At 60.9% G+C, this 12,569-nt stretch carries 10 protein-coding genes; 5 read left to right on the top strand and 5 right to left on the bottom strand.

Going from position 1 to position 12,569, the window contains the following annotated elements:
* Positions 1 to 79 precede the first annotated feature (79 nt).
* From FAA86_RS05945 to FAA86_RS05935, 3 genes are all read right to left on the bottom strand, one after another.
* Positions 80 to 1,408: a L,D-transpeptidase family protein gene (locus FAA86_RS05945; protein WP_136538916.1), complete on the bottom strand. Its 1,329-nt coding sequence runs from the start codon at positions 1,406 to 1,408 to the stop codon at positions 80 to 82.
* A 303-nt stretch (positions 1,409 to 1,711) separates the two neighbouring features.
* On the bottom strand, positions 1,712 to 2,221 hold the full coding sequence (gene ldtR / locus FAA86_RS05940) for a transcriptional regulator LdtR (RefSeq protein ID WP_102021346.1): 510 nt from the start codon (positions 2,219 to 2,221) through the stop codon (positions 1,712 to 1,714).
* 132 nt (positions 2,222 to 2,353) lie between these two features.
* Positions 2,354 to 2,791 (bottom strand): DUF6163 family protein, encoded by a 438-nt coding sequence (locus FAA86_RS05935; RefSeq protein ID WP_113459341.1) that lies wholly within the window; start codon positions 2,789 to 2,791, stop codon positions 2,354 to 2,356.
* 202 nt (positions 2,792 to 2,993) lie between these two features.
* Here FAA86_RS05935 and hemB point away from each other — a divergent pair, with 202 nt between their 5' ends.
* From hemB to FAA86_RS05920, 3 genes are all read left to right on the top strand, one after another.
* Positions 2,994 to 4,010 carry a porphobilinogen synthase gene (hemB, locus tag FAA86_RS05930; RefSeq protein ID WP_136538914.1) on the top strand — a complete coding sequence of 339 codons (1,017 nt, stop codon included), beginning with the start codon at positions 2,994 to 2,996 and terminating at the stop codon, positions 4,008 to 4,010.
* Between the two features lie 68 nt (positions 4,011 to 4,078).
* Entirely contained in the window at positions 4,079 to 4,537 is a 459-nt protein-coding gene (locus FAA86_RS05925) for an RDD family protein (RefSeq protein WP_136538912.1), read from the top strand.
* A 118-nt stretch (positions 4,538 to 4,655) separates the two neighbouring features.
* Positions 4,656 to 5,417, top strand: a complete 762-nt coding sequence (locus FAA86_RS05920) for an arginyltransferase (protein WP_136538910.1) — start codon at positions 4,656 to 4,658, stop codon at positions 5,415 to 5,417.
* Positions 5,418 to 5,500: 83 nt separating this feature from the next.
* Here the strand turns inward: FAA86_RS05920 and FAA86_RS05915 are convergent, their stop codons facing one another.
* Complete coding sequence (locus FAA86_RS05915; RefSeq protein WP_136539040.1) at positions 5,501 to 6,544, bottom strand: class I SAM-dependent methyltransferase; 1,044 nt, start codon at positions 6,542 to 6,544, stop codon at positions 5,501 to 5,503.
* A gap of 319 nt (positions 6,545 to 6,863) precedes the next feature.
* Here FAA86_RS05915 and FAA86_RS05910 point away from each other — a divergent pair, with 319 nt between their 5' ends.
* Together FAA86_RS05910 and FAA86_RS05905 are read left to right on the top strand one after the other, a co-directional pair.
* Positions 6,864 to 8,852 carry a putative bifunctional diguanylate cyclase/phosphodiesterase gene (locus FAA86_RS05910; RefSeq protein ID WP_136538908.1) on the top strand — a complete coding sequence of 663 codons (1,989 nt, stop codon included), beginning with the start codon at positions 6,864 to 6,866 and terminating at the stop codon, positions 8,850 to 8,852.
* Between the two features lie 104 nt (positions 8,853 to 8,956).
* Positions 8,957 to 10,099: a cyclic nucleotide-binding domain-containing protein gene (locus FAA86_RS05905; RefSeq protein WP_136538906.1), complete on the top strand. Its 1,143-nt coding sequence runs from the start codon at positions 8,957 to 8,959 to the stop codon at positions 10,097 to 10,099.
* Positions 10,100 to 10,156: 57 nt separating this feature from the next.
* Here the strand turns inward: FAA86_RS05905 and parC are convergent, their stop codons facing one another.
* The gene (gene parC, locus FAA86_RS05900) at positions 10,157 to 12,433 is read right to left on the bottom strand and encodes a DNA topoisomerase IV subunit A (RefSeq protein WP_136538904.1); all 2,277 of its coding nucleotides are present in this window, start codon (positions 12,431 to 12,433) and stop codon (positions 10,157 to 10,159) included.
* Between the last annotated feature and the right edge of the window lie 136 nt (positions 12,434 to 12,569).

Raw genomic sequence — 12,569 nt, 5'->3', positions numbered from 1 at the left:
CGGGCGAAAGGCCGCAGCCTCTCATGAAAAAGCCGCGCACGAGGCGCGGCTTTCTGTGGATGCGAGCTGCTGCGTCGGCTTACTGCAGCGGCACCAGGTCCTCGTCGACGGAACCGGCAAACTGTTCGACGCCGATGTTGGACTGCAGCGCAAGCTGCGCGTCGCCGTCCTTCTGATAGATGTCATCGCGGAACTGGACGATGCCGTTGTTCGTCGACCATGCCGTGATGTAGACGATGTAGACCGGCACTTCCTCGGCGAGCTTGATCGGGTTGTTCTGGCGGGTCGTGATGACGCGCTCGATTTCCTGGCGGGACCAGCCGGGGGTATCGCGCAGCAGCCAGGTGACCAGGTCTCGCACGTTCTGCACGCGGATGCAGCCTGAGGATTCAAAGCGCATCAGCTTGTTGAACAGGCCCTGCTGGGGCGTGTCGTGCATGTATTCGTTGTTCGGGTTGTGGAAGTTGATCTTGGTCGAGGCCATGGCGTTGATCTTGCCGGGGTCCTGACGGAACATCAGATTCGGTGCCTTGGCGGCGTTCCAGTCGACCGTTTCCGGCGCCACTTCATTGCCGTTGCCGTCGAACAGGCGGATGCTGTTGCGCGTCAGGTAGGTCGGATCCTTGCGCATCAGCGGCACGATGTCCTTCTCGACGATCGAGCGCGGCGCGGTCCAGTACGGATTGAGGATGACTTCGTAGATCTTGGAATTGATCATGTGGGTCGGGCGGTCGATGCGGCCGACGACGGCGGTGTTGCGAAGCGCGACGCGATCGTTCTCGACCGCTTCGACCGAGGCGCCGGGAACGTTGACCATCACGTAGCGACGGCCGAGATCGCCCGACATGGACTGGAGACGGATCAGGTTGGTGTTCAGCTGGTTCAGACGGACGTCTGCGCCGACATTCAGCGCCTTGACGGTGAACTCGCCGAGAACGCCATCTTCAGGCAGGCCGTGACGGGCCTGGAAGCGCTTGACGGCTGCTTCGACGTAGGAATCGTAGGAATTGGAGATGCCGGCTTCACGCGGCAGGTCGCCGGCGATCATCAGGCGCTGGCGCAGGCTCTGAACGGACGGATCCATGGCGCCGATGCGCAGGGCAGCCGGAGCATTGACCATCGGCCAGCCGCCATTCGACACGATCATCTGATACTGCGAGATCGCCTGCTGCATGTAGACGAGGTTGTTGGCGCTCAGAATCGGGCTGTTGGAGACCACGTCCAGAGCCGTGCGCGATGCCTGCGCGTCGAACTGGTCGTCCCAATTGCCGCGGCGGGGCGCGTTGATCAGGTCATTGATCGCGTCCTGCGCCATGGCCTGTCCGGCAAATGCCGCAGCACCGGCAGCGGCGGCACCGCGAAGCAGCGAGCGGCGCGAAAGAGCAACAATTCCAGACGTCTTGGACATATTCCCTACCGTTTCATCCTGAACCTGAACAAAACGCATATCGCGCCATGGTTAACAAAGCGCCGCCAAACTGGCTGAGACATGCGTTGCGGGGTTGACCAGAGGCTGTCGAGACGGCCCCCTCTACTCGTTCCGGCGGTCCCATATCAATATGGCCAATTCGTGTCAGGTGCGACTTCCGTCACGACACTGTGTAGGGCTCTTCCGATGTCGTGAGGCTTCAAAAAGCGAAAACCGGACGCTTCCCAGGAAGCATCCGGTTTCGAGCGGTGGATCGCTTGAGGAGGTCGTCGTTCGAGCAACTCAGAGGCGATAGAGGATCTGGTCGTTCCAGAAGCGGTCGAGGCGCTGCAGGAGCTTGTTCATCTGGGTGAATTCGTCGGTGCCGATGCCGCCGACCTTCTGGATCGAGCCGATGTGACGCTCATAGAGCTTGGCAACGGTTTCGGCGATCTCCTGGCCGGCATCGGTCAGGCTGATGCGGACCGAGCGACGGTCGACACGCGAACGCTGGTGATTGATGAAGCCGAGGTCGACGAGCTTCTTGACGTTATAGGAGACGTTGGAACCCAGATAGTAACCGCGCGAGCGCAGTTCACCGGCTGTCAGTTCCGAATTGCCGATGTTGAAGAGCAGGAGCGCCTGGACGGCGTTGATGTCGGAGCGGCCCTTGCGGTCGAACTCGTCCTTGATAACGTCGAGAAGGCGGCGGTGAAGACGCTCGACGAGGTGGAGGGATTCGAGGTAGAGCGAACGGATCGCTTCTTCCTGCGGGTCGAGAGTGGCCGGCTGCGGCTTGAGCTTGGTGTTCATATCGGTCTGCCTCACTGTTTTGTTTGGCGGTGTTGGTTTTTTCTCCCGCCTTGGTGAGGACCGTATCCAATGCGCATAAAATTCTATTTAAAACGCAGGCTTAACAGAGGCTTACCGAAGCCACTTGTCGTATCAGGGTAAATCAACCGTTATACGCTCCTGCTTGTGTCTCCCTTCGAGCCACAACGCCAGGCGGAAAACGGCATAGACGACGAAGACCACCGAATGCATGGCAACCGCGAGCGTGTTGCGGCCGAAGATCTCCGGCCAGACGGTGAACATCAGCATCTGCCCGCCGGCTGCCAGCAGCCACATGACCGGGCCCCAGGAGCCGGCGACCCAGAGCCCGAGCGCAGCAACGGGGAAGACGACGGCGAGCGCCGTGGCCGCAACGCGCCAGGGTGTGGACAGGAGATCGAAACGGCCCAGGCCATCATGGCTGTAGCCGACGAGCAGCGCCCAATATTGCAGACCGAACCAGAGGCAGGACAACGCCACGACGCGCAGGAACAGCACGAAGATGGTTTCGGTCAGGCTCCGGATGGGCGTGTTGGTCGAATCAGCTTCCATGGGCGCGAGGATAGGCCTGCGACAAGGTCTTCGCCAGCTTGGTGGCTACGCCCTCCCCCGCTGATGTTAAAGCGCGGCTTGTCGAAGCTCGGCTTGGCCCAGTGCGGTTTGGCGACGCAGGCGGCCCCTGGTGCCGGCTGAGGTTTTGCAAGCTCAGGGCATCGTGCTAATCAGCAGTCTGACGCAGACGAGGATCACGCTCATGACGGACAAGACACATCTGGTAGACGCAGTCACCGGCCATAGGCGCATGCGCCGCCTGCGCAAGGCCGACTGGCAGCGCCGCATGGTTCAGGAGAACCGTCTGACCGTCGACGACCTGATCTGGCCGATCTTCGTGGTGCCCGGCACCGGCATCATGGAGCCGATCGCGGCCATGCCTGGTGTTCACCGCATGAGCATCGACAAGGCCGTCGAGGCGGCCAAAGAGGCGGCCGATCTCGGGATCCCCGCGCTTGCGACCTTTCCCAATGTGGAAATGGAGCTGCGCGACCAGACCGGCTCTGAGGTCCTGAAGAGCAACAATCTGCTCAATCAGGTAACGGCCGCAATCAAGAAGGCGGTGCCGAACATCGGGGTGATCACCGATGTGGCGCTCGATCCCTTCACCAGCCATGGCCATGACGGGATCTTGCGGGACGGCGAAATCGTCAATGACGAGACGGTGGATCAGCTGGTGCGCGCTGCCGTTGCCCAGGCCGATGCCGGGTCCGACATCATTGCCCCCTCCGACATGATGGATGGCCGCATCGGCGCAATCCGCCATGGGCTCGATGCCGCCGGTCACCAGAGCGTCGGCATCATGTCCTATGCCACGAAGTTCGCCTCCTGCTATTACGGGCCCTATCGCGAGGCGATCTCGACCAGCGGTCTGCTGAAAGGCGACAAGAAGACCTATTACATCGACCCGGCCAACGGCACGGAAGCCGTCCGTGATGCGGCCCTCGACGTGGAAGAAGGCGCTGACATGCTGATGGTGAAGCCCGGGCTTCCCTATCTCGACATCTGCTGGCGTCTGAAGGAAGCCTTCGGGCTCCCGGTCTTTGCCTATCAGGTCTCCGGCGAATACAGCCAGATCAAGGCGGCAGCCGCCAATGGCTGGATCGACGGAGAGCGGGCGATGCTCGAAACGCTGCTCTGTTTCAAGCGCGCCGGCTGCGATGGCATTCTCACCTATTTCGCGCCGGAGGTGGCGCGGCTGCTTGCCAAGCAGGGCTGACGTTCACGGATTATTGTATTCGGCGTGGGGCTCCCCATATCTGAGGCACAACCTCAAAGGAGCCCGCCATGAGCCTCGACAGCAACCCGTCCTATGCCGCACCTGAAGATTGGCGCGCCTATAGCGGCGTGCTTTCGCGGCGTGTCTTCGCCTTCCTTGTCGACTACCTGTTCATCGGTTTCCTCTGGATCCCGGCAGCCGTGGTCGTCTTCTTTCTCGGCGTCCTGACGCTCGGCCTCGGCTGGCTGCTCTACCCGATCCTCTTCTTCGTGGTTGCCGGCCTTTATTTTGGCATGTCGATGGCCGGTCCTTCGCAGGCGACGCCCGGCATGCGCATGATGGGCATTGCGATGGTGCGTGTCGACGGCCGCAAGATCGACTTCATCACTGCGATTGCGCATCTGGCACTGTTCTGGATCCTGAACTCGGTGCTCACGCCGCTGGTCCTGCTGGCCGGTCTGTTCATCGAGCGGTCGCGCCTGGTGCATGACCTGCTGCTCGGCACGGCCGCCGTCCGCACCTACTAAGCCTCACATTCCTCATACAGACGTCACACTCCGGCTTTTCAGCCGGAGTGTTGACCTTTTTCATTCTTGCGCCATCCTACTTCGAACAGGACAGGCTAGAGGATTCTCTCGGCGGCAGATGAACACGCAGACCTCCCCCTCCCCGCAATTCTACCTCACGGCGCCGGCGCCGTGCCCGTATCTGGCGGGAGAGATGGAGCGGAAGGTCTTCACCCATCTGGTGGGGCCGCGCGCCACCGAAATGAACGACCTCTTGACGCAGGGCGGATTTCGTCGGTCGCAGAACATTGCCTATCGCCCGGCCTGCGAATCCTGCCGCGCCTGCGTCTCTGTCCGGGTTCTGGTCAACGAATTCGAGATGAGCCGCAGCTTCAAGCGCATCGAAGCCACCAATCGCGACGTGGTTTCGACCGTCTTTCCGGCCCAGCCCTCGACCGAACAGTTTTCCCTTTTCCGCCACTATCTTGATCACCGCCATCAGAACGGCGGCATGTCCGACATGTCGGCGCTCGACTATGCGATCATGGTCGAGGACAGTCACGTGCAGACCCGGGTGATCGAGTATCGGCTGCGCACGCCCGGCGACGGCATCACGGCCCAGCCACGGGGCGAACTCATCGCCGTTGCCCTGTCCGATCTGATGAGCGACGGGCTGTCGATGGTCTATTCGTTCTACAACCCGGAAATGGAGAAGCGGTCACTCGGCACGATGATGGTGCTCGACCATATCCGCCGCGCAAAGGCCCTCGGCCTGCCGCATGTCTATCTCGGCTACTGGGTCCAGGGTTCGAAGAAGATGGGCTACAAGACCCGCTTCCAGCCGCAGGAGCATCTGATGAGCCAGGGCTGGGCGCGGTTTACAGTAGATGCTGAGGGGTAAACTCGCAAAACTTGGTTTATGGCCAGTCTCGTTTTGGTACATAAAGCCCGCCACCCGTTAACAGGGCAGCGGGCTGTTTCATTTCAGGACAGCTTGCGAATGATCCCGTAGACGACGTTCCGATTCTCGCCGAAACGAACGGTGCCTTCGATTGGCAGGTCACCAACGCTGCCATTGATGATGCGCCACATGTCCGTTTCGGACCGCAGCAACAACGCCCAGTTCATAAAGGTTTCCATGTACCCGTCGACCATGATGTCGGTCGCGAAGTTGGCGAAAAGGAAGACGCCGTTCGGCTTCAGCATGTTCAGGCAACGCTGCGTGAGCTTAATCGACACCTTGTCATTCAGATAGTCGTAAAGGCCTGCCGCATACACGAAATCGAACTTGCCGAAATCATGGCGACCGCCGAGGATCCCGCGCACAGAACCGTCAACCGCCTCGATGCAGGTCCCTGAGAAATCACGGCTGATGGAGCCCACGCTCAGTGGATCCTGATCGAGGGCCACCCAGCGTTTGATACGACCTTCCTTGAGGGCGACAGACTGATTTGCCTCCCGCAGATGACCGGCGGCGATCGTGAGCACCTCTGCGTCTCCGCCACGAGAAGAAGCAATTGCATCAACATGTTGCGTGAAAAGATCACGACGCTCGCGCACTGCCACCGATGACGATGCGTCTTTCGTGTAGTCGTAAAGCGCCTTCCCCAGCGGAGATGCGTTTTCGATCCATTCCGCTACGCTTGAATGGCCGTAGATAAAGTCAAGGAGCTGCGCATCACCCGAATAGCCACGAGGCTTTTCGAAGGACCAGCGGGTAAACGGGTCTTCTAGAAAATAGCGTGATACCGGGTGCTGTTGAGCGATCGGGATCAGTTGCTGCCAGATGCTGGCCGGGTACCGCATGCGCAGCTCATGCAGAGAGCCTGCGATCCGGTGAATGATTTGCCTGGGTTCCGCTCCCTGCTCGAATTGCTGCAGCGCAATGCCGAGGGCAAGGCCAAGCGCCGTCCGTGCCGTTTGAAACTCTTGCTCGCCCCAAGTTGTGCCTGGTGCCACAACATGGGCTGCGATTGCTTCTGGAGTAATCAGGCTCTCGCCATCGAGGGAAAAATCAATATGTCTCATACGCCGCACCGCCGTGAAAAACGCAAAACTCGTTAATACTTCAGATACCATATGTGCAGTTGTGAGAATGCGCGACTCGATTTGGTAACTTTTGAGGAGTTTGGTTAACGGCGCCGATGCCCGTACTCTGTCAGGGCTTGGGGATCGGCTCTGAAGCTTTTTGACTTTGGACGCGACAATGTCTGTCGGGTCTTTCGCAGTTGCGAGAGCGCTCCCGGCGGTTTGAGAAAGCACGCAGTGAGGGTTAGGGGCAGACGGACAGATGAACCTGTCGAACCCGAACTCGATCGCGAAGCTGTGGAGACCGATGGAACCGATCATGTCGCACGCTGCGCTCAACGATCTCGAGGCGACGGGGAAGTCCTGCCCAACGCAGGCTCCTCCCTCGACGCTGCGCCAAATCTACGAGACGCATACCGGGCCTGCACGCGTAACGGCAGCCAGGCAAGGTCTCTGGGTGGCGGTTCTGGTCTACCTTCTGTTCGCCGCGAGCGACGTGATCCTCATTCCTGACGTCGCAGCAACGACCATACTGGCGCGTTTCATCGTTGCCTTGCTTTCACTGGTCGTCCTTGAAGTGTGCTGCTGGGCCAAGGTTGGTCCGCGCGGGATTGAGAGCATCTCAGCAATCTCGATCGTCGCAGGCTATCTGTTCTGGCTCATCCCCGCCCTTGAGACGACCGCCATCGAGAGTATCAGGCTCTATATGATCTTCGGCACCATCTTCATGATGGGAGCCAACCTGTTCTTCATTTTTCCCTTTGTTCTCTCGGTCGTGACATCAATCGTCGTGCTGGGCGTTCTTCTCGCGAGCATGGTCGCCATGTTCCCGAGTGACCCGGTCTATATGATCAATTTCGGTCTGTTCTATGTTTCCTGCTTCATCTTCACCTCTTATGTGAACTGGAAACTGAACGGCGAGCGCTACAACGTTTTTCTCAATGCGCTGGAGGCTGCACATCAGCATCGGGAAGCGGAAAAGCGGGGCGTCGCGCTTGAGCGGCTCTCGAACACCGACTACCTGACCGGGGTCGAAAACCGTCGCGCGGTCGACAAGCGTCTCCGGGATTACTGGACGGACTGGCAAAGTGAGGGGAAAGCCTTCGCGGCCATTCTGGTCGATGTCGACTTCTTCAAGAAATACAACGATTTCTATGGCCATCAGGCTGGGGATCGCTGCCTGATCCTGGTGGCAAGCGTGCTCAATGACACGCTGAAACCGCTCAATGCTTCCGTCGGCCGTTATGGTGGCGAGGAGTTCATCGTGCTGTCGCGCGTCACGGGCCGCGATCAGGTCATGGCGCTCTGCGAAATCATTCGAAGCGCCGTCGAAGGCTTGCATCTGGTGCACGACCAGCGGCGCGATGGCCAGGCAGTCGTTACGGTCAGCGTCGGGGCCTCCTACACACGTCCGCAGAGCGGTCCGAAGCTCGAGCGCATCATCAACGAGGCCGACCGGGCGCTCTATTCGGCCAAGGCCAATGGGCGCAACTGCATCCGGCTGTTCAACCCGAACGATCCGCTGACCAGCGACGACAACGAGAACATCGCCGCGACCCTGCGCATGGCGATCAAGAACGATCTCGTGCATCTCGTCTACCAGCCCATCCAGAACCTGCGCACCGGCCGGGTCGAGGCGGTCGAATCGCTGATGCGGCTGAAGATGATCGACGGCACGCCGCTGTCGCCGGCTCAGTTCATCCCCGTCGCCGAACGGACCGGCGCGATCCTCGATCTCGGTCTCTGGGCGATCCGCCGCGCATGCACGGAGGTGCTGGCAACCGGCATCGCGCCGATGGCGAGCGTCAATGTCTCGGCCATTCAGCTGAAATCGCGTGGCTTTGCGCTTGCCGTTTCGACGATCCTCGAGGAAACCGGCGTTTCCGGATCTCAGCTCGCCTTCGAGATCACCGAAGGCATCGACATGGAAGGCCAGTCGGACGTCATCCGCTGCATCACCGACCTGCAGGCGCTCGGCATCCGCATCTGGCTCGACGACTTCGGCACCGGCTTTGCCGGTCTCTCCTGGCTGCGGCTCTTCCCCTTCGACACGGTCAAGATCGATCGCTCCTTCCTGCAGGATGCTCGCCGCCCAGCAGGACGCGCCATGCTCGAAGACATCATCCGGCTCATCCGCAATCGCGGCCTGAAGATCCTGATTGAGGGCCTGGAGACGGCCGACCACGTCGAACTGATGCACGAACTCGGCATCGAGCTCGGTCAGGGTTACTATCTCGGCCGGCCAGTCCCGATCGACGAGGTCCGCATCAAGGCCTTCCCGCGGCTTGCAACCGTCGCCGGGCTCTGACCGCAAAATACTCCGGTCGGCCCCAGATTTGGCCGATCCCCTCCTCTGCGATTTTGCAGCGAAAACAGTAGTATCCGGCCAAATCATCAAGGGCGGATCCGCATATGAGCACTGTCGAGGCGGTGGACCTGGCTCAAGGCCAGGATTTTTCCAGAACACTTCTCAAGCACACCAGCATCCGCGTCAGCGATGACTACCTCGATGCCTTTCGCAGCCATGTCGAGGCCGTCCATTATGCGGAAGGCGAGGTCATATTCCACAAGGGCGATGAGAGCGACTTTGCCATCCTCATCGCAAGTGGCGAGGTCGAGGTCTATGACGAAGGCAGCGGCACCGTGCTTGCCGTTTCCGGTGAAGGCACTCTGATCGGCGAACTCGGCATGATCAGCGGCGATCCGCGCAGCGCCTCCGCACGGGCCCTCACACCGGTTCGCGGCTGGAAGATCGACCGGTTGGACTATCGCGAATTCCTGAGCGACCGCCCGGAGCTTGCCACCCTCTTCTTCCGCAAGATCTATGCGCAACTGTCTGCCAGCTACGGCAAGCTCCGCCAGCAGTTCGTCGCACTTGAAGACGCCGATCGCCGCTATCACGCGCTCGCCTTCCTCTTCGTCACCATGGTGCTGATGATCAACATCTATGCCCTGGTGAACAGCATCATCCTGACGCATCTGAAAGTCTCGCACCAAGAGCAGGTGATGTTCTGGACGTCGCGGGTCATGGAGATCTGGGGCGCATTCGTCATCTGGGGATTGACCGTGCGCTGCGGCCTCACCCGGCAGGACATGGGTATCCGGATGGGAAACCTCTGGCAGTCGATCGGTATGGGGCTCGGCATCAGCGTCGTCGCGCTCGCCGCGATGGCCTATTTCCGCACGATCCTCTATCCGGAACTTGTTGGCACGCCGATCATCGATCCGAAGCTGGTGACGATCACGGTCTACACCTACATCCTCGTCGCGCCCCTGCAGGAATGGATCTGTCGTGGCGTGCTCCTGACGGCGATCGCCGATCTGATGCCGGGCAAGACGCGCCCGATGTCGGCGATCGTGATCACGTCACTGATCTTCTCCACCCTGCACCTCCACTATTCCCAGTCGCTTGCGGTCGTCGCGCTCGTCTCCGGCATCGTCTGGGGCTGGCTGCACCTGAAGTATCGCAACCTCGCCGGGCCGATTGTTTCGCACTTCATCCTCGGCAATGCAGCCACCTTGATGGGCGTCTGGTCGATCTGGGAGCGCGGCTGACGAGAAAAAAAGCCGGCCGCGATGCGACCGGTTTCGTTCTTTGGAGATCTCTCGGGATCAGCCCGAGAACTTGCCGCTGCGGGGGAAGCCCTTCGGCACCAGGCGGCCCGCCGATGCGCGGTCGCCCTGCCATTCGACCAGTTCTTCCTTGGTCTTGGTGAAGGTGCGGCCGGCGCTATCGGCCCAGGTCAGGCCCTCTGCCAGCGTGAAGAACTTCACGTCTGAGATGCCGCCATCCTTGTAGCGCTGCAGGCGCACGCCCTTGCCGCGGGTCATTTCCGGGATCTGCGCGAGCGGGAAGACGAGCAGCTTGCGGTTCTCGCCGACCACAGCGACATGGTCGCCGCTCACGGGCACGACGAGCTTGGCTTCGTCCGGCATGCCGACATTCATCACCTGCTTGCCCTTGCGGGTGTTGGCGACAACCTCGCCCTCCGGCACGATGAAGCCATTGCCGGCGGTCGAGACGAAGATCAGCTTGCGGCTGGCATCGTGGACGAAGGCCGTCAGCACGTCCTGGTCATTTTCCATGTCGACCATGATGCGCAGCGGTTCGCCATGGCCACGGCCACCGGGGAGCTTGTCGCCGCCGAGCGTGTAGACCTTGCCACCCGTCGTCACGAGCAGGATCTTGTCGGTGGTCTGGGCCGGGAAAGCGACCTTCAGCGCATCGCCTTCCTTGAAGGTCAGTGACGAGGTGTCGGAGATATGCCCCTTCAGCGCGCGGATCCAGCCCTTTTCGGAGATGACGACGGTGATCGGTTCCTTCTCGATCATCGCCTGCTGGATTGCCTCGACATCGGCGTCCGGGGCATCGGCGAAGACGGTGCGGCGGCGGCCGAGTTCGGTCGCCTTGGCGTATTTCTTCTTCACCTCCCCGATTTCCCAGGCGACTGTCTGCCACTGCTTTTCCGGCGAGGCGAGCAGGGATTCGATCTCGGCCTTCTCGGCGGACAGTTCCTCATGCTCCTTGCGGATCTCGAATTCCTCGAGCTTGCGCAGATTGCGCAGGCGCATGTTGAGAATGGCTTCCGCCTGTATGTCGGTCAGATCCCATTTGGCGATCATCACCGGCTTCGGCTCGTCCTCCTCGCGGATGATGCGGATCACCTCGTCGAGGTTGAGATAGGCGATCAGCAGGCCGCCGAGGATTTCGAGGCGCCGGTCGATCGCGGCGAGCCTGAACTTCGAACGACGGACGAGCACGTCCTTGCGGTGCTCCAGCCACTCGGTCAGCACCTCGTTGAGGGCCATGACCTTCGGCACCTTGCCCTGCGAGAGCACGTTCATGTTCAGCGGAACACGGCTTTCGAGCTCGGTGAGCTTGAAGAGCGATTCCATCAGCAGGGTCGCGTCGACCGTGCGGCTCTTCGGTACCAGCACGATGCGCACGTCTTCGGCGCTTTCGTCCCTGATATCTTCGAGCAATGGCAGGCGACGCGCGACCAGGAGTTCGGCGATCTTCTCGATCAGGCGCGACTTCTGCACCTGGAACGGGATCTGGGTGACGATGATCTGATATCCGCCGCGGCCGAGATCCTCGGTCTCCCACTTGGCACGCACACGGAAACCGCCGCGACCGGTGCGGTAGGTCTCGAGCATCGAGGCGCGGCTTTCGACGATCACGCCGCCGGTCGGGAAGTCCGGTCCCTCAATGCCGCCGCGTTCCGGATGGGCGGGATCTGCCAGCAGTTCCTCGACGGGCGCGCCGGGGTTCTTGATCAGATAGAGGGCCGCGTCGCAGAGCTCGTGGGCATTGTGCGGCGGGATGGAGGTCGCCATGCCGACCGCGATGCCCGAGGCGCCGTTGGCGAGCAGGTTCGGGAAGGCGCCGGGAAGAACCGTCGGCTCGTCGTCTTCTTCGTTATAGGTCGGGCGGAAATCGACCGCGTCCTGGTCGATGCCTTCGAGCAGAAGTGCTGCGACATCGGTCATGCGGGCTTCGGTGTAACGATAGGCGGCCGCGCTGTCGCCGTCGATATTGCCGAAGTTCCCCTGTCCGTCCACGACCGGGTAACGCTGCGAGAAGTCCTGCGCGAGGCGCACCAGCGCATCATAGACCGACTGGTCGCCATGCGGGTGGAACTTACCGATGACGTCACCGACGATACGGGCGCATTTCTTGAAGGCCGAGTTCGGCCGGATGCCCATTTCGCTCATCGCATGGATGATGCGGCGATGCACCGGCTTCAGCCCGTCGCGGACGTCCGGCAATGCGCGGTGCATGATCGTCGACAAGGCATAGGCGAGGTAGCGCTCTTCGAGCGCCGCCTTCAGGTCGACCGGAAGAATGTTATCGCCACCCTCTTCGGGCGGAAGCTGATTTGTCCCCATGGGACCCTGCCTAGCGGAGATGGTCCGGAACGGCAAGGAATCCGGGCGTTCTGCCTGTGGATTAAGAGCCTGTGACCGTCATCACGCCACATTCGCGCTGCACCAGTCTATGGCGAAAACCGGTGGACGTTTTTCC

The organism is Rhizobium rosettiformans W3, assembly GCF_004912135.1.
Taxonomy (GTDB): Bacteria; Pseudomonadota; Alphaproteobacteria; order Rhizobiales; family Rhizobiaceae; genus Allorhizobium; species Allorhizobium rosettiformans.
This window is presented reverse-complemented; position numbering and strand designations above follow the sequence as displayed.

What these genes read in the sequence shown, in the direction of transcription:
- FAA86_RS05945 (WP_136538916.1), bottom strand. Translation starts at nt 1,408, where the DNA reads ATGTCCAAGACGTCTGGAATTGTTGCTCTTTCGCGCCGCTCGCTGCTT.
- ldtR (WP_102021346.1), bottom strand. Translation starts at nt 2,221, where the DNA reads ATGAACACCAAGCTCAAGCCGCAGCCGGCCACTCTCGACCCGCAGGAA.
- FAA86_RS05935 (WP_113459341.1), bottom strand. Translation starts at nt 2,791, where the DNA reads ATGGAAGCTGATTCGACCAACACGCCCATCCGGAGCCTGACCGAAACC.
- hemB (WP_136538914.1), top strand. Translation starts at nt 2,994, where the DNA reads ATGACGGACAAGACACATCTGGTAGACGCAGTCACCGGCCATAGGCGC.
- FAA86_RS05925 (WP_136538912.1), top strand. Translation starts at nt 4,079, where the DNA reads ATGAGCCTCGACAGCAACCCGTCCTATGCCGCACCTGAAGATTGGCGC.
- FAA86_RS05920 (WP_136538910.1), top strand. Translation starts at nt 4,656, where the DNA reads ATGAACACGCAGACCTCCCCCTCCCCGCAATTCTACCTCACGGCGCCG.
- FAA86_RS05915 (WP_136539040.1), bottom strand. Translation starts at nt 6,544, where the DNA reads ATGAGACATATTGATTTTTCCCTCGATGGCGAGAGCCTGATTACTCCA.
- FAA86_RS05910 (WP_136538908.1), top strand. Translation starts at nt 6,864, where the DNA reads ATGTCGCACGCTGCGCTCAACGATCTCGAGGCGACGGGGAAGTCCTGC.
- FAA86_RS05905 (WP_136538906.1), top strand. Translation starts at nt 8,957, where the DNA reads ATGAGCACTGTCGAGGCGGTGGACCTGGCTCAAGGCCAGGATTTTTCC.
- parC (WP_136538904.1), bottom strand. Translation starts at nt 12,433, where the DNA reads ATGGGGACAAATCAGCTTCCGCCCGAAGAGGGTGGCGATAACATTCTT.